This is a genomic window from Streptomyces sp. NPDC015345 (genome assembly GCF_043078805.1).
Taxonomy (GTDB): domain Bacteria; phylum Actinomycetota; class Actinomycetes; order Streptomycetales; family Streptomycetaceae; genus Streptomyces.
On the sequence record NZ_JBIBTX010000002.1, the window covers coordinates 1,225,359 to 1,247,747 of the forward strand.

Genomic DNA, 22,389 nt, shown 5'->3' on the forward strand with positions numbered 1-22,389 from the left:
CTGTATGCGGGACACGCTGACCAGGGCTCAGTCACGTCCCTGCGGCCCCGCTTCGTGTTCTTCCTCCGCCAGCACGCGCTGAGCCACGCCGAACGCCGCGTTGGCCGCCGGCACCCCGCAGTAGACCGCCGTCTGGAGCAGGACCGCGCCGATCTCCTCGGGCGTGAGGCCGTTGCGGCGGGCCGCGCGGACGTGCAGGGCCAGCTCGGCGAGGTGGCCGTGGGCCACGAGCGCGGTCAGCGTGATCATGCTGCGCTCGCGGTGCGAGAGCGTGGGATCGGTCCAGATCTCCCCCCACGCGTAGCGGGAGATGAAGTCCTGGAAGCGGGCGGTGAAGGGCGTGGTGGCGGCCTGCGCGCGGTCGACGTGCGCGTCGCCGAGCACCGCGCGGCGCACGGCCGTGCCACCGCCGGCCGCCGGACCGGCGAAGTGGGCGCGCAGCGCGGCGCTCACGGCGGCGGGGCGCTCCGCGGGCGCCAGATGCGAGGCGCCCGCGAGTTCCACCAGGGACGCGCCCGCCACCGCGTCGGCGATCTCCCGGGCGTGGGCGGGCGGTGTCGCAGGATCCTCGCGCCCGGCGAGCACCAGCGTGGGCGCGGTGATCGACGCCACGCCGTCCCGCAGGTCGTACGCGGCCAGGGCGTCGCAGCACGCCGCGTACGCCCCCGGATCGGCGGCCAAGTGGTCGGCCACCAGGGCGGGAACCGTGAATCCGGGCGTGAACCAGCGCCGCGGCGCCGATTCCGCGAGCGCGGCCAGGCCCTCGCGGCGCACGGTCGCGGCCCGCTCCCGCCAGGCGTCCGCGCCGCCGAAGTGCAGCGACGTACAGACGAGGGCGAGGCTCGTCACGCGCTCCGGATGGTGGGCCGCGAGGTGCAGTCCGACGGCACCGCCGAGCGAGACACCGGCGTACGCGAAGCGGTCGATGCCGAGCGCGTCGGCGAGCGCGAGGACGAGTCCGGCGAGGTCGGCGACCGTGGCGCCGGGCCCGATCAGCTCCGCGGGGGAGCGGCCGTGGCCGGGCAGATCCCAGCGCACGACCCGGTGCGCGGTGGCCAGTTCGGGCGCGACGGCGTCCCACAGGGCGGTCGACGTGCCGAGGGACGGGCCGAGGAGGAGCGGGGCAGCGCTGTCCGGGCCCTCGATGGTGTGGTGCGGCAGCTTGCCGGTCGGGTGGGTCGTCAACGTCGCTCCAGGGCGCGGTCGGTGAAGGTGCCGGCGGAGCCGGTGTAGCGGGCGGGGTCGGTGAGTTCGGAGAGGCTGGAGGGGTCACACAGGGCAGCGAGGGCGGCGCGTGCGGAGAGGTCGGTCCCCTCCGGAGCGGGCTCCTCGGCCAGGATCTCGCCGAGCGTCTCTCCGATGACCTCCGCGAGTGTGCGCCCCTCGGCGCGGGTGCGCCGTGCCGTCTCGCCCACGAGTTCCTTCGCGCGGGCCCGGCCGAGCAGCGGGCTGAGGGTGGCGACGAGCCGCTCGGACACGATCAACCCGCCGGTCAGGCCGAGGTGTTCGCGCATGACCTCCGGGTGGACGCGCAGCCCTTCGGCGAGCTCGGCCGCGTGGCGGGCGGCGCCACCGGCCAGGCGAAGCAGGTCGCGCAGGGGTTCCCACTCGGCGTGCCAGGCACCCGCGGGCCGCTCGTCCTCGGCGGCGAGTGAGCCGAGGAGCGTGGCCGCGAGGGCGGGCGCGCGGCGCGCGGCGGCGGTGATGAGCGTGGCACGGACCGGGTTCGCCTTGTGGGGCATGGCGGACGAGCCCCCGCCGGAGCCTTCGGAGAGCTCGCCGATCTCGGTTCTGGAAAGCGTCGCCACGTCCACCGCCGCCTTGCCGAGGGCCCCCGCCGTGAAGGCGAGGGCGGACGCGAGGTCGGCGACGGGCGTGCGCAGGGTGTGCCAGGGCAGCAGCGGCTCGACGAGCGCCAGCTCACGCGCGAAGGCCGCCACGAGCGCTCCGGGCGGCCCTTGCTCGTGCTCCTCGCCGCGCACGGCCGGCTCCCCGCCCCCGTACGCCGAGAAGGCCGCCAGCGTTCCCGCCGCGCCCCCCAGTTGCACGGGCAGCGCCGCCCGCACCCCCGCGAGCCGGTCCCGGGCGTCGAGCACCAGCGAGCGCCACCCCGCGGCCTTCAGCCCGAACGTCGTCGGCACCGCGTGCTGCGTCAGCGTGCGGCCCGGCATCACCGTGTCCCGGTGCCGCGACGCGAGGCGGGCCAGGGCGCGTTCCGTGCGGGACAGGTCCGCGAGGAGCGGGTCCAGCGTGCGTGTGGCGACCAGCATCAGCGCGGTGTCGAGGATGTCCTGGCTCGTCGCGCCCCGGTGGACGTAGGGCGCCGCGTCGGCGGGCACCGCCGCCGTGAGGTCCGCCACCAGGGGGATCACCGGATTGCCGCCCTCCCGCGCGCGGAGCGCGAGGTCGCGCGCGTCGAAGCGGGTCGCGTCCGAAGCCGCCCTGGTGACCGCAGCGGCCGCCTCCGGAGGGGCGAGCCCCACCGCCGCCTGGGCGCGGGTCAGTGCCGCCTCGGTGTCCAGCAGGGCCTGGAGGAGGGCGAGGTCGCCGGTCGCCTCCTCGGCGGCGGAACCGACCCATCCGGGAGAGAACAGGCCGCTCACGGGAACTCCAGGAAGACCGTCTCGTCCGCCCCTTGGAGCCGGACGTCGAACCGGTACGTGCGGGGCGCCTCGCTCCGGGCGATCAGCGTGGCGCGCCGGTCGGCGTCCAGCGAGCCGAGCAGCGCGTCCCCGGGCTCCTCCACGAGGTACGCGCGCGTGTAGAGGTGATGCAGCAGCCCGCGCGCGAAGACGGCGAGCGAGATGTACGAGACACCGCCCGGCGGCAGCGTCCGCACCGCCCAGTGGCCGTCCGCGTCGGTCGGCACCCGGCCGAAGCCGGTGAACGCGACGCCGTCGCGCCCGATGACCCGCCCCGTCACGGGGTCGTGCCGCAGTGAACCGGGCGCGCCCGCGCGCGAACAGTCCGGGGCGGGCTGCCAGGTCTCGATCAGCGCGTCGGGGACGGGCTGCCCCGCGCCGTCGTACACGTACCCGTGCAGCGTGATGGTGTCCGGATGGCCGACGGGGGCGACATCACCGCCGCGCGGGAAGGGCAGCGCGTAACCGTAGAAGGGCCCGACGGTCTGGGAGGGCGTGGGAAGCGGCGTGGCGGCGGACGCGGGCATCAGTGGTGGTCGCCTTCCTCGAAGAGCGTCGCGGACGGGCCGTCCAGGACGATGTCCCAGCGGTATCCGAGCGACCACTCGGGAACGGACAGGGCGTGGTCGTAGGCGCAGACGAGGCGTCGGCGCGCGGACTCGTCGGTCACCGAGCGCAGCACGGGGTCGTACGGGAAGAGCGGGTCCCCGGGGAAGTACATCTGGGTGACGAGGCGCTGGGTGAAGGCCGTGCCGAAGAGCGAGAAGTGGATGTGGGCCGGACGCCAGGCGTTGACGTGATTGCGCCACGGGTAGGCGCCCGGCTTGACGGTCGTGAAGGAGTACGTTCCTTCGTCGTCGGTCAGGCAGCGGCCGAAGCCCGTGAAGTTCGGGTCCAGCGGCGCCGGGTGCTGGTCAAGCTGGTGGGCGTACCGCCCGGAGGCGTTGGCCTGCCACAGCTCGACCAGCTGGCCGCGTACGGGCCGCCCCCGGCGGTCAAGGACCCGTCCGCTGACGGTGATCCGCTCGCCGAGCGGCTCGCCCTGGTGCTGGCGCGTCAGGTCCCGGTCCAGGGCGGTGACGTCCGTGACGCCGAACGCGGGGCCGCTCAGCTCCACCGCCTCGGGGTCGCGCAGCGGGACCAGCGGCTGTTTCGGGTGACGGAAGTGGCTGCTGCGGTAGGGCGGGTAGTCGCGTGGCGGGTGGTGTCCGTCGGCCGACGCGGCCTGCGCCTTCGCGACTTCGGTGTCTATCGCGTCCTGGCTGAGCCCGTCGGGCAGGGGCCCGGCGGACCGCGAAGAGGAGGCGGAAGGGTCGGAGGAGTCGGATGGGGTGGGGGAGGCTGAAGGGGTGGAGGACGTGGTCGTGGTCGTCATGTGTGGCTGCGGCTCCGGAGTAGGGATCGGGTTTTCCGTGCTCACGAGGCGTACCCCGCCGGGAGGCGGACCTCCGCCGCGGTCTTCGCGACGACATCCTCAACCGTGCACCCCGGCGCCAGCTCGGCGAGCTCCAGGCCGGGTCCGCCCCGTTCCGTCACGTCGAGGACGCAGAGGTCGGTGATGATCCGGTCGACGCATCCCTTGCCGGTCAGCGGCAGCCCACACTCCTCGACGATCTTCGGGGAGCCGTCCTTGGCGGTGTGCGTCATGACGACGATGACGGTGCGGGCGCCGTGCACCAGGTCCATCGCCCCGCCGATCCCGGTGATCATCTTGCCGGGGACCGCCCAGTTGGCGAGGTCCCCGCGCGCGGAGACCTGCATCGCGCCGAGCACGGCGACGTCGATGTGGCCGCCGCGGATCATCCCGAAGGAGAGCGCCGAGTCGAAGAAGGAGGCGCCCGGCAGGACGGTCACCGTCTCCTTGCCCGCGTTGATCAGGTCGGGGTCGACCTCGGTCTCCTCGGGGTAGGGGCCCACCCCGAGGAGGCCGTTCTCGGACTCCAGGACCACCTCGACGCCCGGCGGGAGGTGGTTGGGGATCAGAGTGGGCAGGCCGATGCCCAGATTCACGTACTGGCCGTCGCGCAGTTCACGCGCGGCGCGGGCGGCCATCTGCTCACGGGTCCAGGGCATCAGCCGCTCACCGTCCGCTTCTCGATCCGCTTCTCCGCCGCCTGCTCCGGGGTGAGCGCGACCACGCGCTGTACGAAGATCCCCGGCAGGTGCACCGCGTCCGGGTCGATCTCGCCGGGCTCCACCAGCTCCTCCACCTCCGCGACGGTGACGCGGCCCGCCATCGCCGCGAGCGGGTTGAAGTTGCGGGCGGCCTTGCGGAAGACGAGATTGCCGTGCCGGTCGCCCTTGGCCGCCCGCACCAGCGCGAAGTCGGTGCGGATGCCGTGCTCCAGGACGTACGGGGTGCCGTCGAACTCCCGTACCTCCTTGGCCGGTGACGCGAGCGCGACGCCGCCCTGGCCGTCGTAGCGCCACGGCAGGCCGCCCTCGGCGACCTGTGTGCCGACCCCGGCCGGGGTGTAGAACGCCGGGATGCCGGCCCCGCCCGCCCGCAGCCGCTCGGCGAGCGTGCCCTGCGGGATCATCTCGACCTCCAGTTCGCCGCCCAGGTACTGCCGGGCGAACTCCTTGTTGGCGCCGATGTAGGAACCGGTCACGCGGGCGATGCGGCCGGCCGCCAGGAGCACCGCGAGGCCCGAGTCCAGCGCGCCGCAGTTGTTGGACACCACGCGCAGGTCCGAGGCCCCGGAGACGTGCAGCGCCCGTATCAGTTCGTTCGGTACGCCGCTCAGACCGAAGCCGCCGACCGCGAGCGACGCCCCGTCCCGGACATCGGCCACCGCCTCGGCGGCCGTGGCCACCACCTTGTCCATCCGCGCACCCCCCTCTCTTCCCGGCCCGCATCGATCAGGTCGACCAATGGGGCAATTAATCAGGGCACTGAGTAATTCTGCGAGGATAGGAGCCGCCCAACTGCCTGGCAAGAGTGGGCAGCACACAGGGGTGGGGACGGGTATTGTTCAGTGCACCGATGAACAGTCCCGGAGAAGCCAGAGAGCTCGGAGAACCCCCAGAACCCCGAGAAGCCCGAGAAGCGGAGGGCCCCATGGCCGCGGTGGACCTCGCCACCCATCCCGGGCACCTGGCCCGACGTCTCCAGCAGGCGCACTACCTCCTGTGGAACACCATGGTGTCCGAGGAGATCACCTCACCGCAGTTCGCGGTCCTCAACGCCCTCGTCGCCGAGCCCGGCCTCGACCAGCGCACCGTGGGGGAGCGGGTGGGCCTCGACCGGTCCACGGTCGCCGAGGTCATCAGCCGGCTGATCCGCCGTGAGCTGCTCGACAAGGTCCGCGACCCACAGGACGGCCGCCGCTATCTGCTGCGCCTCACGGACGAGGGCAGGAGCACGCACCGCAGACTGACCGTGCGGACCGCGCGGATGAACCAGGTGTTCCTCGCCCCGCTCTCCACCGACGAGCAGAGCGTCTTCTTCGACCTGATCCGGCGGGTCGCGGACGCGGCGGAGAGCCTGCGCAACCCCGCGGAGCCGTCGGCGTCCCGGCAGGCCTGAGCGCGCTCACGCCTGCACGTACACCACCCACACCTGCCCCTTCGCGAAGGGCAGCGGCTTGCCGTCGGGCGTCGTGAACGCCGTGCCGTCCGTGGCCGCCGCGCGCTTCCAGCGGGCGTCGAAGGCGCGCCCGTCCCGCAGGACGCGCGCACTGCCCTCGCCGACCGTCTCGGTGAACGGCGAGATGTTGCCCGAACGGTCGTGGAAGCGGGACTGCCGCACCTTCGTGTACTGCACGACGACCGTGGAAGCGGCCAGTTCCTTGCCGTCGGGGGTACGCGCCCGCTCGCCGTCCATGGTGATGCGCCAACGGCCCTCGTACTCCACCCAGTCGAAGGCGAAGCGGGCCGAAGGGAAGCGGACCGTCCGGTGCGTCTCCGGCGTGCCCCCCGCCGGCGCGGGCCCGAACCGGAAACCGGTGCTCTCCAGGGCGTCCGCGTGCGGGGTGACCTTCAGGGCCTTGGGGCGCAGGAAGAGATCGTGCGGCGCGGCCCTGGCGTCGTCCCGGTAGTAGGCGTCACCGGGTGCCTTGTCCGGCGGCACGGCCCGCAGGGGCGCGTCCGCGATCAGCGGCAGAAGCTTCGACTGCGCCCCGGAGAACGCGAGCACGGGCGCGTCGAACTGGCGCAGCAGTTCGAGATCCGTCTCCCGCGCGCTGCGCACCGGCCCGATCACGGGCGGCAGCCGGGACGCGTATACGGCCATCAGGCGGCTCAGCCCCGCCTCCACCTGTTCGGCGTACACGACGTCCGCGGCGTCCAGGCCCGTCTGCGGGCGCGCCTGAGGAACGTTGTCGATCTTCACGGCGACCGCGGCGGCGCCGGCGGGGCTGCCGCCGGGGCCGCCGCTCGGGCCGCCCAAGGGCGGCTCCGGCTTGTCGGTCTCCACCGTGCAGCCGGCCGCCAGTACGACCAGCACCACCGCCCCGAGCCCTGCGCGCGTCCGCATCAACCGTCTCATGCGTACGTCTTACCCCGAAGACGCCCGCTATCAGCCGAAATCGAGCGCGTTGCGCAGCCCGAGTCGGTAACGGGTGCGGTCGTGGCGCTTGGCGAGTTCGACGGCCGGGGCGCGGTAGAGCGGTCGCACCGTGCACGGCTTCTGGTCGGAGCCCACCCGCTCCAGCAGCGCGTTGACCGCCTGGCGGGCCGCGGCGTTGGCGCCCTCCATGGTCGCGAGGTCGATGTCCACGGATACGTAGTCACCGGAGAGGAAGAGGTTGGGGATCCTCGTCGCGGCTGACGGGCGGTTGTGCAGGGTGCCCACCGGGTGGATGAGGAGTTCGTCCTCGTTCGTGGGGTTCGGCGTGCCGAGGCCGTCGACGCCCGGGTCGAGGAACCACGAGTGCAGCTTGCCGTCGCTCAGGACCGTCTTGCCGGTGTCGTTGAGCGCCGCCTTGAGCTGTGCCCACACCTCCTTGGCGACCTCCTCGCGGGTGCACTGCTTGGCCGTCTTGCCGTACAGCATCCCCGGTTTGTCCCACTCGGAGATGTCCACCGACAGGCAGTCGACCGCCACACCGTCGCCGTAGTCGGCAGGGAAGTCGCGCTCGGGCCAGTGGCCCGCCTGCGCGATGCCGGTCAGCGACCAGGGCGAGTCGACGCAGTTGAAGTGGCCCTTCACCAGGGGCGGGCGCTCGGTCAGATAGAACTGGATGCCCGTCATCCAGTCCGTCTGCAGCTTGTCGCAGCGTGCCAGCTGCGGGTCGGCCGCCTTCATCGCCGCGCTCCACGTCCTGCGCGCGTGCTCCACCGGCATGGCCTGCACGTAGTGGTCGGCGGTGATGTCACGCCGTACGCCGCCCGGGTCCTCGATCACGGTCTTGGTGATGCGGCCGTCACCGAACGCCAGCTCGCGGACCGTCCAGCCGACGCGGAACTCGACGCCGAGCGACTTCAGGTGGGTCACCCAGGGGTCGATCCACGCCTCGTTCGTGGGGGCGTTCAGGATCCGGTCGGGCGGGCCGTCGGCGCCCTGGCCGAGCGCGTTGAAGACGAAGGCCTCGCCGAGGGTGCCCACCGTGCGGGTGCTCGCCTCCTCGGCCTTCGTCGCCACGATGTTGCGGGTGACGCCGATCGCGAGGAGACGCTGGTAGTCCTTCGACATCTTCTCGGCGCGCACGAAGTCCCACCACGGCGTCGACTCCCAGTCGTCGTCGCGGCGCTCGTCACAGCTGGTCAGGAAGACCAGGGCGCGGTTCACGAAGTACGTGACCTCGTGCGCCGGCAGGTTGAAGGCCGTGTCGAGCAGCGCGGTGAGCGCGCGGGCGATGTCGTCGAGGCTGAGCTGCTCCGGCTGACTGCCGGGCCACGGGATCGGCATGCGCAGGTCCTCGCGGCCGGTGCGCGCGAACGACATCTCGCGGGGCGCGACGAGGTTGTCCCATACGCCGTTGGCGTTCCCGGGGAAGGGGATGCGGCGCATGGTGTCCGGGAGGTTGTGGTAGATCCCCGGGATGAAGCGGAAGCCGTGCTCGCCGGGCAGCGGTCTGCGGTTGCCCTTGGCGCTGTTCGGCACGTCCATGCTGCGGGCCTTGCCGCCGAGCGCCCGGCGTTCGTAGACCGTGACGGCGAAGCCGCGCTCGGCCAGTTCGTGGGCGGCCGTCAACCCCGCGACACCGCCGCCGAGTACGGCCACGGAGTGCTTCGCCCGCGGTGCTCCCGCCGCCGCGGCGGCGGGCACCGCGGCCACGCCCACTCCTCCCGCTCCCACGCCCAGCGCGGTCGCCCCGCCGACCGCGGCGGCCCCCGCGACGAATCCCCGCCGCGTGCTTCCCTCGGCACGACTGTGCCCCATGCCCCAGCCCCCCTTACCGTCGGTAACTGACGTGTCAGGCGCAGGAGCCTACGGTCGTGAGGGGTGAGGGGGAAGGTGCGGGGGAGCAGCTTCACACATTGGCGTGATTCCGGTGGCGGGAGGGTTTCCCGTCTCAGTAGTGCCTTGTGGTGAGCCGCCTCGCGGTGTGCCGGCTCAGCGCGGGCGTGCCGAGTGGCGTCCCGTGGGGCGCCGCGCGAGCCGGAGCAGCCGCTGTAGGGGGCCACGTGTCGGGGAGGCGCCTCGCGGAGGCGTTCGCGAAGGGGTGGGGGACACCCGAGGGATGAGTGTGCGGCCGTCCTCCGCTTCCAGGAGGACCGCCGGTCCGCCGTCGGTCGCGGCGGACCAGTCGACCCGGAGCGTGAAGGGCCGTGGCTCGTCGTCGGGCGTCTCGGCCGTCAGTACCGTGACGCCGCGACGGCGCTTCTGGCAGGTGGCGACGACCTTGCCGTCGACCAGGACTTCGACCGGGTCCCGTGCGCCGCCGACGCACACGGTGATCGAGTGTCCGGCCCGGTCGAGGTGAAAGCGGGAGTCGTGCGACATCGGCCACCTCCCCGTCCCCGTCGTCGCGCGTCAGCGGCGCACCCGGCCGGTCTTCCGCTCCCAGCCGCCGCGCGTCCAGACGATGTGCGCGGACTCGGGGACGTACTCCTCGCAGCGCGGATTCTGGCATGGCCCCGCCACCCAGGCAGGGACGAAGACACCGAGGCTCTTGTAACGCACCACCACGGCGTCGACAGGTTGCTTGCACGAGCCGCAGACATGCCCTGACGCGGTCGTCGTCCGGTGTTTCCGCTCGCCGTTCATGACATCACTTTACTATTACTTGGTGTTTTTTGGCATCCTTTTGCGGTCTATTTCGGGCGCAGCAGGCTCAGTCCCACGGAGATGGCCAGGACGACGGAAATGACGGCAAGGCTGATCGGTGACGGAATCTCGGGGATGGCGTCGCTGATCGTCTTGTGCGAGGCCTGCAACACGAGTTTGACGCCGATGAAGGCGAGGATGATGGCCAGGCCCTTGCTGAGGTAATGGAAGCGGTCGAGCAGGCCCGCGAGCATGAAGAACAGGGCGCGCAGACCGAGAATGGCGAAAGCGTTGCTGGTGTAGACGATGAACGCGTCACTGCTGACGGCCAGCACGGCGGGCACGCTGTCCACGGCGAAGACGAGGTCGGCGGCCTCGATCGCGGCGACGACGGCCAGCAGGGGGGTGGCGACGCGTTTCCCGGCCTCCTTCACGAAGAAATGCGTGCCCGCGTATTCGTCCCGGACGGGAATGACCTTGCGGAGCAGGCGTACGGCGATGCTCTTGCCCGGGTCGAAACTGTCCTCCTCCTCTTTGAGGATCTTGTAGGTGCTGTAGAAGAGGATGATCGCGAAGACGAACAGCACGGCCGTGAAGCGGCTGACCACGGCCACGCCCGCGGCGAGAAAGATGCCGCGGAAGACCAGGGCGCCGAGTACGCCGAAGAACAGCACGCGGTGCTGATAAGCGCGCGGCACCTTGAAATAGCCGAAGATCAGCGCGAAGACGAAGAGGTTGTCGACCGACAGGCTCTTCTCCAGGAGCCACGCGGTGGTGTATTCCACCCCGGCGGTCGTGCCCACCACGAGGAAGACGACGGCGCCGAAGGCGATCGCCAGCCCGACCCAGACCCCGCTCCAGGCGGCGGCTTCCCGGAAACCGATGACGTGGGCGTGCCGGTGCGCGAGGAGGTCGACCGCCAAGGACACCAGCACGGTGACGACGAAGACCATCCATAGCCAGAACGGCACACTGTGCATGGCCCCAACCCCTCGGCTGCGACAAACCGGACATCTCTTTCGAGTGTGCGGTGCGCGGCCGTGACTGTCCTCCCGGCGGCGCCACTCCCGCGTGTACTCCTCTAGGCGGCGCTCAGCCCGGCGGCGGGCCCAGCACGTCCGTGAGTGAGTACCGCACTGGTTCCTCCAGTTGGGCGTAGGTGCAGCTCCCCGGGGCACGGTCGGGGCGCCACCTGCGGAACCGCGCCGTGTGGCGAAAGCGCCGCCCGCCCTCCATGTGGTCGTACGCCACTTCGCACACCCACTCGGGGCGTACCGGCACCCACGACAGGTCCTTCTTCCCGGACCAGCGGCTCGGCGCGCCCGGCAGCCGTGCCGTCTCGTGCGCCGCCTCGTCCGCCCAGGCGGCCCACGGGTGCCCCTGCGCGGACTCCATCCGCAGCGGCTCCAGCTCGTCGATCAGCTCCGCCCGTCGCTTCATGGAGAAGGCCGCGGCGACACCCACGTGCTGGAGGGCGCCCCCCTCGTCGTAGAGGCCGAGGAGGAGCGAGCCGACGACGGGGCCGCTCTTGTGGAGGCGGTAGCCCGCGACCACGCAGTCCGCCGTGCGCTCGTGCTTGACCTTGAACATGACGCGTTCGTCCTGGCGGTAGAGCAGATCCAGCGGCTTGGCGATGACCCCGTCGAGACCCGCGCCCTCGAACTGTTCGAACCAGCGCCGCGCCACCTCCGTGTCGGTCGTCGCCGGTGCGACATGGACGGGCGGTGTCACCCCGGACAGCGCCGTCACCAGGCGCTCGCGGCGTTCCGCCATGGGGGTGGCGGTCAGCGACTCGTCCCCGAGGGCGAGCAGGTCGAAGGCGACGAAGGACGAGGGCGTGCGCTCGGCGAGCGTCGCGACGCGCGAGGCCGCGGGGTGGATGCGCTCCGTGAGCGCGTCGAAGTCCAGCCGTCCGTCCCTGGCGATCACGATCTCGCCGTCCATCACGCAGCGCGCCGGAAGCCGCTCCCGCAGCGCGTCCGCCAACTCGGGGAAGTAGCGGGTGAGGGGCTTGCCCGTGCGGCTGCCGATCTCGATCTCGTCACCGTCGCGGAAGACGATCGCACGGAACCCGTCCCACTTGGCCTCGTACTGCATGCCCGGCGGGATCTTCGCCACGGGCTTGGCGAGCATGGGCTTCACGGGCGGCATCACCGGCAGATCCATACTCCGATTCTGCGGTGGTCCACCGCATATCGCCCGGTATGCGGTGAATGACCGGGCCGTTTAGCGTTGCTCCATGGGTGAAACCAAGGGCACGAGCGCGGCCGTGGAGATCGACACGGGGGAGCGGACGGTCCGCCTGTCCAGCCCGGACCGGGTCGTCTTCCCCGAGCGCGGCTACACCAAGCTGGACCTCGCCCAGTACTTCCTGGCCGTCGGTCCCGGCATCCTGCGCGCGCTCAGGAACCGTCCCACCACCTTGCAGCGCTACCCGGACGGGGCGGCCGGCGAGTTCTTCTACCAGAAGCGGGCGCCGAAGAACCACCCCGACTGGATTCCCACCGCCACCATCACCTTCCCCAGCGGCCGCACCGCCGACGAGATGTGCCCCACCGAGGTCGCCGCCGTGATCTGGGCGGCCCAGTACAACACGCTCACCTTCCACCCCTGGCCCGTACGGCGCGACGACATCGACCACCCCGACGAACTCCGCATCGACCTCGACCCGCAGCCCGGCACGGACTACGCCGACGCGGTGCGCGCCGCACATGAACTGCGCGCCGTCCTGGACGAGTTCGGCGGCCTGGCCGGCTGGCCCAAGACCTCCGGCGGCCGGGGACTGCACGTCTTCGTGCCCATCGAACCGCGCTGGACCTTCACGCAGGTGCGGCGGGCCGCGATCGCCTGCGGGCGCGAGCTGGAGCGGCGCATGCCGGAGCAGGTCACGACGGCGTGGTGGAAGGAGGAGCGCGGCGAACGGATCTTCGTCGACTACAACCAGACGGCCAGGGACCGCACCATCGCCTCCGCCTACTCGGTACGGGCCCGCCCGCACGCCCCCGTGTCGGCGCCCCTGCGGTGGGACGAGGTCGACGACGCCGCGCCCGAGGACTTCGACATCGCCACCATGCCGGGACGCTTCGCGGAGGTCGGTGACGTCCACGCGCGCATGGAGGAGCGGGCCTACTCCCTCGAAGCCCTCCTCGAACTCGCCACCAAGGACGAGAAGGACCACGGGCTCGGCGACCTGCCTTACCCGCCGGAGTACCCGAAGATGCCGGGCGAACCGAAACGGGTGCAGCCGAGCCGCGCCAAGCACGAGGACTAGGGCCTGTCTGACAGTTCCCGTCGTCGCCCGGAGGGCGGCCTCGCGGCGTCAGGTGCGTGCTCTCGGCGTGCCGGGCGTAGGGCCTCGTACTGGATGTACTTGGCTCTGCGCCCGGTGCGGCGAGAGTGCGTGCATGGCGTCGCGAGGCAGGCGGGAATTGTCAGACAGGCCCTAGCCCAGAGCAGCTGTCAGGCGGCGGCAGCTGTCCAGCAGGTCCTCGTCCGCGGCGACGTCGTAGCGCATGTTGCTCCGTGTGCCGGTGTTGTCGTGGCGCCGCGCCGACGTCAGCTCCCGGCGGATCAGCGGGAGCGCGGGAGCCGCCGCCCGGCCCATCGAGACAAGGCAGGCGGCCGCGGCGGGGCGGGAGCCCGGGGTCGTCGTCCACTGGTCGAGGAGGACCGGAAGCACCTCCGCCGCGTCCCTCCGTATGTGCCACAGAGTGATCGCCGCCTGCGCCGGGCAGCCCTCGGTCCCCGTGGTCAGCGCACGCACGCGGGGCGCGAGCGGCGCCGCATCGGGGCCGAGCGCGGCCGCGATCAGCAGCGCGCGCTCACGGGCGTACCACCGGTCTCCCGCGAGGGCGTCGCGCAGCACGGGCAGCACATGTGTGGCATCGCCGCTCACCGCCCAGAGGGCCTCCGCCGCGCTCAGCCGGCCGTGCTGGTCGGCCGAGGAGGTGTCGCGGGCCAGCTCCCTCAGCCGGGGCGCCGTGTCCGCCGCGGCGGGGCCGTACCGGGCGAGGGCGCCGAGGGCCGTGCCGTAGTGGTCGCCGTACAAGGCGGTGGTGATCAGGGGCAGCGACGCGGCGGGCGCGCAGACGCCGAGCGCGTCGGTCAGCCGGGCCCGGACCGCCCCGCCCGCGCGGGACCCCATGCGGGCCAGCCTGTCGTGCAGCGCCGGCGCCAGCCGGGCCCGCGCGCGGGGGCCCATGGCCTTGACCCAGCGGTCAAGACGCTCCGGAACGCCGCCTCCGCCGTCCAGGACCGCCGCCAGGCAGGGGACCGCCCGCGCGTCGCCCTGGAGGGCCAACGCCTTGAGTGCGCCGCCGAAGAGCGACCGCTGCCAGTCGGCGGGGTCCCAGTCGTCCTCCCACTCGACCAGGCAGGCCGCCAGGACGTCCGCCGTCACTCCGGCGATCGGGTGGACGTACGCCAGCTCGCTCAGCGCCGCCCGGGACAGGTCCTCGTCGTGTTCGGCCAGTTGCCGGGCGAGCAGTGCCACCGCGAGGTCGTTCGGCGCGCGCCAGCCGGTCAGGAGGCGGCCGGCCTCCTGGACCGCGGCCAGGCGCTGACCCCGGTCCGGAGTGCGCAACTGCGCGTGGAGCAAGCCGAACCGCTCTTCCGTGCGGTCGTCGAGGGCGAGGTGCAGCTCCCGGAGGAGGTCGTGGGCGAGACCCGCGTCGATGCCCGGCTGGTGGGCCGCCTTGAGCTCGCGCAGGTACGACACCATCGTGTCCGTCCGCGGCCGCTCCTGGTGTCCGTCCGTGGCGCCGGGGCCCGCTTCGTGTGCGCGCCGCATCGCGTCGACCGCTGACTCCACGCTGTCCGCGGGCAGCAACTGCGGCGCGCACCGCGCCAGTTGGGTCAATGCCGTCAGGCACACCGCCGGGTCCGCTCCGGCGGAGGCGAGGACGTCGGCGAGGCACCGGCCGGCCTCGGGGCGCAACTCCTCGTGCGCCACGCCCAGCGCGCCGATCGCCTCGGCGAGGGAGCGTACGACGGAGCCGTGCCCCTCGACCGGGACACGGGAGCGCAGCGCGGCGAACGCACGCGCCGGGTCGGAGTGCAGCTGGGCGAGGGCGCCAGGGACGGCGGCGCGCAACTGCGGGTCGGGGTCGGCGAGACGCTCCAGGAAGAAATCGGCGCGGCCCCGTACGAGGGCGGCGGCGGTCACGAAGTTCGCCACCCAGGCCGCGTCCTCATCCTCGTCCTCGAAGAGGCCACCGATCTCGTCCGGGTCCGGCTCCTCCTCGCCCGCGATGCTGCGCAGCAGGCCCACGATCGCGCCCCTGTCCTCGACCGCGGCGTCGCCCGCGAGGGCGAAGAGGAAAGGGACGCAGGCCACTGTCGAGTCGTAGACATCCCCCTGGTGGTGCACCGCCCCGTACAGCCCGTCCAGCGCGATGTCCCGCTCGGCGGGGTCCGCCGAAGCCAGGCCGCGCAGCAGCTCCGGCACGTCCGAAGCGTCGCCGTACGCGTGGCTCAGCGACGCCCAGTCGACGTCCTCGACCCCCGCGAGCATCCCCGTCGCCGTCCCTGCCACCGCCGCACCCCCGTACCCGTGCCACCCATCCACCGCTTGATCACAGCATGCCGCACACCACTGACAACGCACGGCGCCCCCGCCCCGAGCGGGGCGGGGGCGCCGGGGCGCGACGCCTTGCGGCACGACGCCCTACAGCTCCTTGATCCTGATGTCCCGGTACGACACGACGTCCGTCACCCCGTGGACCTGGAGCCCGAGATAGCCGGACGCGTAACGGCGCCCGTCCGTGCCCGGGTCGTCACCGCGCGGCGGCGTGAAGTCCTGGCCGCCGACGTTGTCGAACTCGTTGAGCAGGACGCCGTTGCGGTAGACCGAATAGTGCTGGTCCACCACGCGGATCTCGTAGTCGTTCCACGTGCCCTTCGGGGTGACGCCGGCGCCGGCCAGACCCACCCGGTCGAAGCCGTAGATCGACCCCGTCTTGTACATGTCGCCGTCGGGCCGGTCGAGCACCTGCACCTCATGCCCGTACTTGATGGCCACCCACTCCGGACGCGACTCCTCCGGGTGGTCGTGGACCTGCGGGAAGCGTACGAAGACCCCGGAGTTGGTGTTGCCGTTGCCCGGGGCGTCGTCGCGCCACTGGAGCTTCAGCGAGAAGTCGCCGTACTTCCGCTGCGGGAACCACAGCATGCCCATGCCCTGGACGGCGGTGCTGCTGGTGATCGTGCCGTCGTCGTTGAGCCCGAACTTGCCGCCGCCCACCTGCTCCCACTTGTCGAAGGACTCCTTGGTGCCGTCGAAGATCTTGCGGTAGCCGTCCGTCTGGCCCGGCTTGCCGATGCCCGACTGCTTGGCGGCGCGGTTGATCTTGTTGTACTCGCGCTGGTCGATCTCGCCTTCTTTAAGAAGCCTGTCGGTAACGGCCTTGACGTGCTTCAGGAAGAGCGCGTGCGAGGTCCACTCCTTCTCGTCCTCGATCAGTTCGTTGATGCGGCAGCGGTTGTTCGTGACGCGGTTGGGGACGCCCGTGTCGACCGTGCCCACGATCACCGTCAGCCGCTCGTCGAACTCCGGGCAGTTGGGCGCCGGGACGCCGCCGCCCTCGGAGACCGTGAAGGAGACCGTCCTGGCCTCGGCCGTGTTGCCCGCCTTGTCGCTCGCCCGGTACGCCACGGCGTGCCGCCCCACGCGGTCGACGACGACCGGCGCCTCGTACGCCAGGTACGGGCCGCCGTCCAAGGAGTACTCGATCCTCGCGATCCCCGAGCCCGAGTCGGTCGCGGTGACCGTCACCTTGGCCCTGCCGATGTAGGCGCCGTCGGAGTCCTTGTCGCCCTCGACCTTCGCCGACGTCTCCGGAGGCGTCCTGTCCTCGACCGGAGGCGCGACCACGGTGAACTCGACGGACTTCTCGGCCGCCTGGTTCCCCGCCTTGTCGGCGGCGCGGTAACGGACCTTGTGGGTGCCCGTCTCGTGGACCATGACCGGGCCGGTGTACGCCTTCCAGGCGCCGCCGTCACCGATGGCGTACTCGATCGTGTTGACGCCGGAACCGGTGTCGGACGCCGTCACCGTGACCGTGGCCATCGCGACGTACTGCCCCTGGTCGTTCTTCTCACCGGACACCGTGGCCGATGTCTCCGGAGGCGTCCTGTCGTCCGTCGACGGCGCGACGACCTTGAAGTCGACGGACTTCTCCGCCGCCACATTGCCCGCCCGGTCCGAGGCCCGGTAGCGGATCTTGTGGGAGCCGACCTGGTCGACGACCACGGGCGCGGTGTACGGCTGCCACGCGCCGTCCGCCCCGACCGCGTACTCGATCCTCTCGACGCCCGAGCCCTCGTCCGTGGCGCTCACCGCCACCGAGGCCGAACCGACGTACGCGCCGTCGGCGTTGGTCTGCCCCTCCACCTTCACCGACGTCTGGGGAGCGGTGGTGTCCTCGCCGCCGCCCTCGGTCACCACCAGGATGCCCTGCATCGCTCCGTGGCCCGGGATCGTGCAGTAGTAGCGGTAGCGGCCGGGGGTGAGCGTGACCTCGGCCGTGTGCTTGCCGCCCTGGTCGTCGTTGGGGTTGGCCAGGATGTTCAGCGGAACGTCGTTGTTGTACTCCGGGTCGGAGACGTCGAACGTCAGCGTGTGCGGCATGCCCGTCGTGTTGCCGGTCGCCTCACTGTTCTCGAAGACGATCGTCGTCGGTCCCGCCACCGCCGTGGTGGGCGCCGACTTGTACTTGTCGATGTCGTTGTCGGCCGTCCACGTCAGGGTCTGTGCCGCCGCGAGACCGTTGTTGTCGTCGCGTGCCGTGGCCGCCGTCGACGTCAGGCCGAGCACCATGAGGAGCGAGGCCAGTAGCGCCGTGTACAGTCTTCGCTTCCGCACGGTCCGTGCCGCGAAGCCAGCCATCGGGGAACGCCTCATCCCGCCCTCCTCGCCAGATCGCCGGCGGCCGGGGTCGGCCCGCCGCCCTTGTACGTCACGCGCCACAGCGCGGACTTGGAATCCGAGGTGAAGAAGCCGCGGCCGTAGTCCAGGACGTACAGGGAGCCGTCCGGCGCGAACTTCCAGTCCATGAGGTTCTTGATGCCGTCGTTGCCGATCGGGATGATCTTCTTCAGCGATTCGGCGTGCACCGGCAGACCGCCGTCGCCGACCGTCTTCGGGTCGGTGAGCACCGCGTGCCGCGGCTGGTCGCCGTCGTAGAAGTCGCCGACGAACCACTTGCCGTCCCAGTACGAAGGCCACGTGCCGGCGCTCGCGCCCGCCGCGTCGTAGCGGTAGACCGGGCCGTTCATCGTGGCCTGGCCGCCGCCCTTGAGCCACGGCAGGAGCTGCTTCTGCTCCTCGGTCTTGTAGCTCGGCACGCCGTTCGCGTCGCGCGGGTAGTCGATGCCGCCGCCCTGGGGCGAGTACCAGATGTTGTTGGGCTCGGCCGGCGGGATGTTCACCAGGCCGTCGTTGTTCGGCGACTCGTTCTTGAGGTTCTCGCAGTCGTACCAGCCGAGCGGCTTCGACGGGTCCGGCAGGTTCCGGTCGCGATAGGGCTGGTTGTTGCCCATGCAGTAGGGCCAGCCGCGGTTGGAGGCATGCGTGATCGCGGCGAACGTGTCGTACTTCGCCGGGCCCCACGTCGTCGACGGCGCGGACGCGTCCGGGCCGACCCACCCCGCGTACAGGATGTCGGTCTTCTTGTCGATGGAGATGCGCGCGGGGTTCCTGACACCCATCACATAGATCTCGCCGCGCGTCTTGCCGCCGCCCTCGTCCTGCTCCTTGCCGGTGAAGAGGTTCCCTTCGGGGAGCGTGTACGTCCCGTCGGGCTCCGGGTGGATGCGCAGGATCTTGCCGTTGAGGTTGTTGGTGTTGCCGGCCGTGCGGCGGGCGTCGGCGAAGGAGACACCCTTGAAGTTCGGCTCGGGGTTGTTGCCCGAGTAACCGTCCGTGAACCGCGAGGAGTTGTTGTCGCCGGTCGCGATGTACAGGTTGCCCTTGGAGTCCCAGGCCATCCCGCCGCCCGAGTGGCAGCAGCTGTGGATCTGCACCGGCCACTTGAGCAACACCTTCTCGCTGCCCATGTCCAGCTTGTTCGTGGCCCGGTCGAGAGTGAAGCGGGAGACGTACCGCTCGGCCATGTGCGTCTCGCGGTTGATCTGCGCGTGGGGCGTGTAGTGCAGGTACACCCACCCGTTCTGCTCGAACCTCGGATCGATCTCGATGCCGAGCAGGCCCTCCTCGACCTTGATCAGCTCATCGCCGCCGCCCTTGTTGCCGAAGACCGACAGGGCGCCCGCGAGCGTCACCTTCTTGGTCCTCGGGTCGTAGACATGGATCTCGCCCTTGCCCTTGCCGATGTCCGGGTTGTTCCAGTCGGTGATCACCGGCTGGGAGGAGTCGGCACCGCCGCGCCCGATGTAGAGGACCCGCCCGTCGGGGGCGGTGACCAGGCCGTGCGGCTCGCCGATCTGGTCGTTCTGCCCCGGCTGATTGGCCTGGGTGAGGCGCTCCGCCTGGTAGTTGGCGTTGATCGTCGCCTTGCAGTCGGCGCGCGCGATGCGGGTCGTCCACAGCAGGGCGCCGCGCAGATGGCCGCGGAAGTCCGCCTCGTCGTACGAGGACGCGGTGCCGCCCATGCCGGTGTAGAAAGAGCGTCCGCCGTCGTAGTCGCGGCACCACGACACCGGGTGGTCCCAGCCGTTCTTGCCGGTGCCGGGCCGGTACGTCGACTCCCGTACGCGGGCGACCGTGTGTACGTCGCCCGAGGGGTTCTTCGTCCAGTTCAGCCACCGGTCGGGCCGCTTCCACTGGAGGGGCAGGCCCTTGGTCGCCGGATGCTCGCGGTCGCCGACCTCGACGGTCGCCCGCTGGACGTCCGCCGGGCTCGCGTCGGCGGGCCGGGCGCCGATCAGGCCGGTGAACCAGGTCGAGTACGGCTCGGCGCGGGCCGCGTCATGGACGCCGAGGAAGCCGCCACCGGCCTCCATATAGGCCTCCAGGCCCGCCTCCTGCTCGGGGTCGAGGATGTCGCCGCCACCGGTCAGGAAGGCCACGGCGTTGAAGGTGCCGAGTCTGCGCTCGTTCGTGAAGACGGCCGGATCGTCCGTCGCCACGGTCTTGAACCGCTGGGCGGGCGGACCCGATTGGCCGATCTCCTCGATCGCCTCGATGCCGGCGTTGACCACGGGGGACTCGTCGCCGCCCGCCGCCGAGCCGTGGAAGACGAGGACCTTGACGTTGGCGCCGCCGGGTGGTGACGGCAGGGACATCGTTGTCAGCGGCGGTCCCGGGTACGGCCTCGCGGAGGCGGCCTGTGCCGAGAGTGCCCCGGTGACCAGGGCTCCCGACAGCAGCGCGGCCGCCCAGGCCCGGCGTGAGCGGTTCGGTCTGCGTCGTGTTCTGCTCAACCCTCGTACGGTCAAGGGCTCTTGATGCGGTGTGCGCCGCATGAGTACACCCACCCCTCGTCGGTCACAGCAACAGCGCCGACGAAGCTAGACCTCTTTTCGCAACTCGCCAATAGGTATCACCGCGATAGCACGAACTTTGTCCTGCGTGTGGATAAACAAAGACTCGGCCGATACCGTGTGGCCGTCCGGGGGCCTCCTGCGCCCCGTCAGTCTCCGTACCGCAGTGGGGAGTTCGGCATGGACAGACGGAGCTTCAACCGGAGGGTGCTCGCGGGCGGCGCGGCGGTGGCGGGGGTGACATCGTTGTCGGTCGTGAGCGCGCCCGACGCGAGCACGGCCGAGGCCCCGCGGACGGCGCCCGCGGGTGGTGAGGTCAAGCGCATCAAGATGTACGCGGAGAAGCTCCCCGACGGGCAGATGGGCTACGGCCTGGAGAAGGGCAAGGCGAGCATCCCGGGCCCGCTCATCGAGCTGAACGAGGGCGACACCCTGCACATCGAGTTCGAGAACACCATGGACGTGGCCGCCAGTCTGCACGTCCACGGCATGGACTACGAGATCTCCAGCGACGGCACCAAGCACACCAGGAGCGAAGTCGAACCGGGCGGCAGACGCACCTACACCTGGCGCACCCATGCCCCGGGCCGCCGCAAGGACGGCACCTGGCGGCCCGGCACCGCCGGGTACTGGCACTACCACGACCACGTGGTCGGCACGGATCATGGCACCGGTGGCGTACGGAAGGGGCTCTACGGTCCGCTGATCGTGCGCCGCAAGGGCGATCTGCTGCCCGACAAGACCTTCACGATCGTCTTCAACGACATGACGATCAACAACAGATCCGGCCACGACAGCCCCAACTTCGAGGCCACGGTGGGCGAACGGGTCGAGTTCGTCTCGATCACCCACGGCGAGTACTACCACACGTTCCACGTGCACGGTCACCGCTGGGCGGACAACCGCACGGGCATGCTGACCGGCCCCGACGACCCCAGCCAGATCCTGGACGACAAGATCACGGGCCCCGGCGACTCCTTCGGCTTCCAGGTCGTCGCGGGGGAGGGGGTGGGCGCAGGGGCCTGGATGTACCACTGCCATGTGCAGAGCCACTCGGACATGGGGATGGCGGGGCTGTTCCTGGTGAAGAAGGCGGACGGGACGATTCCGGACTATGAGCCGCACCATCGGGGCGGGGGCGCGGCGAAGTCCGGGGGGTCGTCGAAGTCCGGAGCGCCGTCGCGGGATGCCGCCGGGGGACACGCTCACCACTAGGCCGTGTCCGACGGGTCGAGTGACTCGCCGAGGGGTGAATCGTTCCGTTTGATGTGGGGCGTGGTGATCTTTCCGATGCCGAGTGGGCTCAGCTGGAACCGCATCTGCCGACGAACGTCGGGCGAGGTGGGCGTTGGCACTGCCATCGGCGCGTGATCAATGGAATTCTCTTCCGGCTGCGGACCGGCTTGCCTTGGCGGGACCTGCCGCCTTATTTCGGGAAGTGGCAGACGGTCTATGACCGGCATCGCAGGTGGTCGGCCGATGGCACGTGGGAGAAGATCTTGCATGCCATCCTCGCCACTGCTGACGCTGCGGGCCGGATCGACTGGAGTGTGGTGAGCGTAGATTCCACGGTGTGCCGAGCTCACCAGCATGCGGCGGGGGCTCGTCGCCGGCCGGCCCGCGTGCCGGGGCGACGCCGCCGCCCCGCAGAGCATCGCTCTGACGAGGCGGTCGGCCGCTCGCGGGGTGGCCTGACGACGAAGATTCACCTGACCAGTGACGGAAGCCGACGTCCACTGTCAGTTCTGATAACCCCAGGACAGTGGGGTGACGCTCCGCAGTTGATCACGGTCTTGGACCGCATCCGCGTTCCGCGTCCAGCCGGTGGCCGCCCACGTACGAGACCGGACCACGTCTGCGGGGACAAGGCATACAGCTCGCGTCGAAACCGCCAGTACCTGCGACGACGGCAGATCCAGCACACGATCCCCGAGCGTCGAGACCAGCGAGCCAACCGCCGACGACGTGGGAGCCGAGGCGGTCGCCCCATCGCTTTCGACCGGTCTCGGTATGCCCGCAGAAACGAGGTCGAGCGGTGCATCAACGCGCTCAAAGGATCCAGGGCCGTGGCGACTCGGTACGACAAAAGAGCCTACGTATTCCACGGCACGGCGACTCTGGCCGCGCTTCGCCTGTGGCTCCTCCCCTGATTCC

At 71.2% G+C, this 22,389-nt stretch carries 19 protein-coding genes; 4 read left to right on the forward strand and 15 right to left on the reverse strand.

The features are described from left to right. Positions 1 to 27 precede the first annotated feature (27 nt). Genes pcaD through ACF062_RS11680 form a run of 6 tightly spaced genes read right to left on the reverse strand, consistent with a single transcriptional unit; the run spans position 28 to position 5,470 of the window. Positions 28 to 1,185 (reverse strand): 3-oxoadipate enol-lactonase, encoded by a 1,158-nt coding sequence (gene pcaD / locus ACF062_RS11655; RefSeq protein ID WP_392137542.1) that lies wholly within the window; start codon positions 1,183 to 1,185, stop codon positions 28 to 30. Then, positions 1,182 to 2,603: a 3-carboxy-cis,cis-muconate cycloisomerase gene (gene pcaB / locus ACF062_RS11660; RefSeq protein WP_392137543.1), complete on the reverse strand. Its 1,422-nt coding sequence runs from the start codon at positions 2,601 to 2,603 to the stop codon at positions 1,182 to 1,184. Before pcaB ends, pcaD begins: the two co-directional genes overlap by 4 nt. After that, the gene (gene pcaG / locus ACF062_RS11665) at positions 2,600 to 3,169 is read right to left on the reverse strand and encodes a protocatechuate 3,4-dioxygenase subunit alpha (protein ID WP_392137544.1); all 570 of its coding nucleotides are present in this window, start codon (positions 3,167 to 3,169) and stop codon (positions 2,600 to 2,602) included. The genes pcaB and pcaG overlap by 4 nt, the downstream gene beginning before the upstream one ends. Further along, a complete protein-coding gene (gene pcaH / locus ACF062_RS11670) occupies positions 3,169 to 4,017 on the reverse strand; it encodes a protocatechuate 3,4-dioxygenase subunit beta (protein WP_392137545.1) in 849 nt (282 codons plus the stop codon). The genes pcaG and pcaH overlap by 1 nt, the downstream gene beginning before the upstream one ends. Positions 4,018 to 4,058: 41 nt before the next feature. Continuing rightward, positions 4,059 to 4,715 (reverse strand): CoA transferase subunit B, encoded by a 657-nt coding sequence (locus ACF062_RS11675; RefSeq protein ID WP_392137546.1) that lies wholly within the window; start codon positions 4,713 to 4,715, stop codon positions 4,059 to 4,061. Then, positions 4,715 to 5,470 carry a CoA transferase subunit A gene (locus tag ACF062_RS11680; protein WP_392137547.1) on the reverse strand — a complete coding sequence of 252 codons (756 nt, stop codon included), beginning with the start codon at positions 5,468 to 5,470 and terminating at the stop codon, positions 4,715 to 4,717. Before ACF062_RS11680 ends, ACF062_RS11675 begins: the two co-directional genes overlap by 1 nt. 233 nt (positions 5,471 to 5,703) lie before the next feature. Here ACF062_RS11680 and ACF062_RS11685 point away from each other — a divergent pair, with 233 nt between their 5' ends. Further along, positions 5,704 to 6,171 carry a MarR family winged helix-turn-helix transcriptional regulator gene (locus ACF062_RS11685; protein ID WP_392137548.1) on the forward strand — a complete coding sequence of 156 codons (468 nt, stop codon included), beginning with the start codon at positions 5,704 to 5,706 and terminating at the stop codon, positions 6,169 to 6,171. Between the two features lie 6 nt (positions 6,172 to 6,177). Here ACF062_RS11685 and ACF062_RS11690 read toward each other — a convergent pair whose 3' ends face one another. The 6 genes from ACF062_RS11690 to ACF062_RS11715 all read right to left on the reverse strand — a co-directional run bounded on the left by ACF062_RS11690 (position 6,178) and on the right by ACF062_RS11715 (position 11,961). Then, positions 6,178 to 7,119: a DUF3048 domain-containing protein gene (locus ACF062_RS11690; protein WP_392137549.1), complete on the reverse strand. Its 942-nt coding sequence runs from the start codon at positions 7,117 to 7,119 to the stop codon at positions 6,178 to 6,180. Positions 7,120 to 7,161: 42 nt separating this feature from the next. Beyond that, positions 7,162 to 8,967: an FAD-dependent oxidoreductase gene (locus ACF062_RS11695; protein ID WP_392137550.1), complete on the reverse strand. Its 1,806-nt coding sequence runs from the start codon at positions 8,965 to 8,967 to the stop codon at positions 7,162 to 7,164. A 174-nt stretch (positions 8,968 to 9,141) separates the two neighbouring features. Then, the gene (locus ACF062_RS11700; RefSeq protein ID WP_392137551.1) at positions 9,142 to 9,531 is read right to left on the reverse strand and encodes a hypothetical protein; all 390 of its coding nucleotides are present in this window, start codon (positions 9,529 to 9,531) and stop codon (positions 9,142 to 9,144) included. 30 nt (positions 9,532 to 9,561) lie between these two features. After that, positions 9,562 to 9,795, reverse strand: a complete 234-nt coding sequence (locus tag ACF062_RS11705) for a hypothetical protein (RefSeq protein WP_392137552.1) — start codon at positions 9,793 to 9,795, stop codon at positions 9,562 to 9,564. 47 nt (positions 9,796 to 9,842) lie between these two features. After that, positions 9,843 to 10,775: a TerC family protein gene (locus ACF062_RS11710; RefSeq protein ID WP_392137553.1), complete on the reverse strand. Its 933-nt coding sequence runs from the start codon at positions 10,773 to 10,775 to the stop codon at positions 9,843 to 9,845. 112 nt (positions 10,776 to 10,887) lie between these two features. Then, positions 10,888 to 11,961 (reverse strand): ATP-dependent DNA ligase, encoded by a 1,074-nt coding sequence (locus ACF062_RS11715; protein WP_392137554.1) that lies wholly within the window; start codon positions 11,959 to 11,961, stop codon positions 10,888 to 10,890. A 73-nt stretch (positions 11,962 to 12,034) separates the two neighbouring features. On the opposite strand from ACF062_RS11715, the gene ligD reads away from it, so the two are divergent. Next, positions 12,035 to 13,066, forward strand: coding sequence for a non-homologous end-joining DNA ligase (ligD, locus tag ACF062_RS11720; RefSeq protein ID WP_392137555.1), 1,032 nt, complete (start codon positions 12,035 to 12,037; stop codon positions 13,064 to 13,066). A 171-nt stretch (positions 13,067 to 13,237) separates the two neighbouring features. Here the strand turns inward: ligD and ACF062_RS11725 are convergent, their stop codons facing one another. From ACF062_RS11725 to ACF062_RS11735, 3 genes are all read right to left on the reverse strand, one after another. Then, complete coding sequence (locus ACF062_RS11725; protein ID WP_392137556.1) at positions 13,238 to 15,328, reverse strand: HEAT repeat domain-containing protein; 2,091 nt, start codon at positions 15,326 to 15,328, stop codon at positions 13,238 to 13,240. Between the two features lie 132 nt (positions 15,329 to 15,460). Continuing rightward, the gene (locus ACF062_RS11730; protein WP_392137557.1) at positions 15,461 to 17,695 is read right to left on the reverse strand and encodes an OmpL47-type beta-barrel domain-containing protein; all 2,235 of its coding nucleotides are present in this window, start codon (positions 17,693 to 17,695) and stop codon (positions 15,461 to 15,463) included. Further along, the gene (locus tag ACF062_RS11735) at positions 17,692 to 20,217 is read right to left on the reverse strand and encodes a ThuA domain-containing protein (protein WP_392137558.1); all 2,526 of its coding nucleotides are present in this window, start codon (positions 20,215 to 20,217) and stop codon (positions 17,692 to 17,694) included. The genes ACF062_RS11730 and ACF062_RS11735 overlap by 4 nt, the downstream gene beginning before the upstream one ends. Before the next feature lie 198 nt (positions 20,218 to 20,415). On the opposite strand from ACF062_RS11735, the gene ACF062_RS11740 reads away from it, so the two are divergent. Beyond that, complete coding sequence (locus ACF062_RS11740; protein WP_392137559.1) at positions 20,416 to 21,450, forward strand: multicopper oxidase domain-containing protein; 1,035 nt, start codon at positions 20,416 to 20,418, stop codon at positions 21,448 to 21,450. Between the two features lie 53 nt (positions 21,451 to 21,503). Continuing rightward, positions 21,504 to 22,385, forward strand: coding sequence for an IS5 family transposase (locus ACF062_RS11745; protein WP_392137560.1), 882 nt, complete (start codon positions 21,504 to 21,506; stop codon positions 22,383 to 22,385). Positions 22,386 to 22,389 lie beyond the last annotated feature (4 nt).

Excerpts from the sequence above, each read along its gene's own strand:
- ACF062_RS11740 (WP_392137559.1), top strand. The coding sequence starts at position 20,416 with ATGGACAGACGGAGCTTCAACCGGAGGGTGCTCGCGGGCGGCGCGGCG.
- ACF062_RS11680 (WP_392137547.1), bottom strand. The coding sequence starts at position 5,470 with ATGGACAAGGTGGTGGCCACGGCCGCCGAGGCGGTGGCCGATGTCCGG.
- pcaG (WP_392137544.1), bottom strand. The coding sequence starts at position 3,169 with ATGCCCGCGTCCGCCGCCACGCCGCTTCCCACGCCCTCCCAGACCGTC.
- ACF062_RS11690 (WP_392137549.1), bottom strand. The coding sequence starts at position 7,119 with ATGCGGACGCGCGCAGGGCTCGGGGCGGTGGTGCTGGTCGTACTGGCG.
- ACF062_RS11685 (WP_392137548.1), top strand. The coding sequence starts at position 5,704 with ATGGCCGCGGTGGACCTCGCCACCCATCCCGGGCACCTGGCCCGACGT.
- ACF062_RS11695 (WP_392137550.1), bottom strand. The coding sequence starts at position 8,967 with ATGGGGCACAGTCGTGCCGAGGGAAGCACGCGGCGGGGATTCGTCGCG.
- ligD (WP_392137555.1), top strand. The coding sequence starts at position 12,035 with ATGGGTGAAACCAAGGGCACGAGCGCGGCCGTGGAGATCGACACGGGG.
- pcaH (WP_392137545.1), bottom strand. The coding sequence starts at position 4,017 with ATGACGACCACGACCACGTCCTCCACCCCTTCAGCCTCCCCCACCCCA.
- ACF062_RS11730 (WP_392137557.1), bottom strand. The coding sequence starts at position 17,695 with ATGAGGCGTTCCCCGATGGCTGGCTTCGCGGCACGGACCGTGCGGAAG.
- ACF062_RS11710 (WP_392137553.1), bottom strand. The coding sequence starts at position 10,775 with ATGCACAGTGTGCCGTTCTGGCTATGGATGGTCTTCGTCGTCACCGTG.
- ACF062_RS11675 (WP_392137546.1), bottom strand. The coding sequence starts at position 4,715 with ATGCCCTGGACCCGTGAGCAGATGGCCGCCCGCGCCGCGCGTGAACTG.
- ACF062_RS11715 (WP_392137554.1), bottom strand. The coding sequence starts at position 11,961 with ATGGATCTGCCGGTGATGCCGCCCGTGAAGCCCATGCTCGCCAAGCCC.
- ACF062_RS11705 (WP_392137552.1), bottom strand. The coding sequence starts at position 9,795 with ATGAACGGCGAGCGGAAACACCGGACGACGACCGCGTCAGGGCATGTC.
- ACF062_RS11700 (WP_392137551.1), bottom strand. The coding sequence starts at position 9,531 with ATGTCGCACGACTCCCGCTTTCACCTCGACCGGGCCGGACACTCGATC.
- ACF062_RS11735 (WP_392137558.1), bottom strand. The coding sequence starts at position 20,217 with ATGCGGCGCACACCGCATCAAGAGCCCTTGACCGTACGAGGGTTGAGC.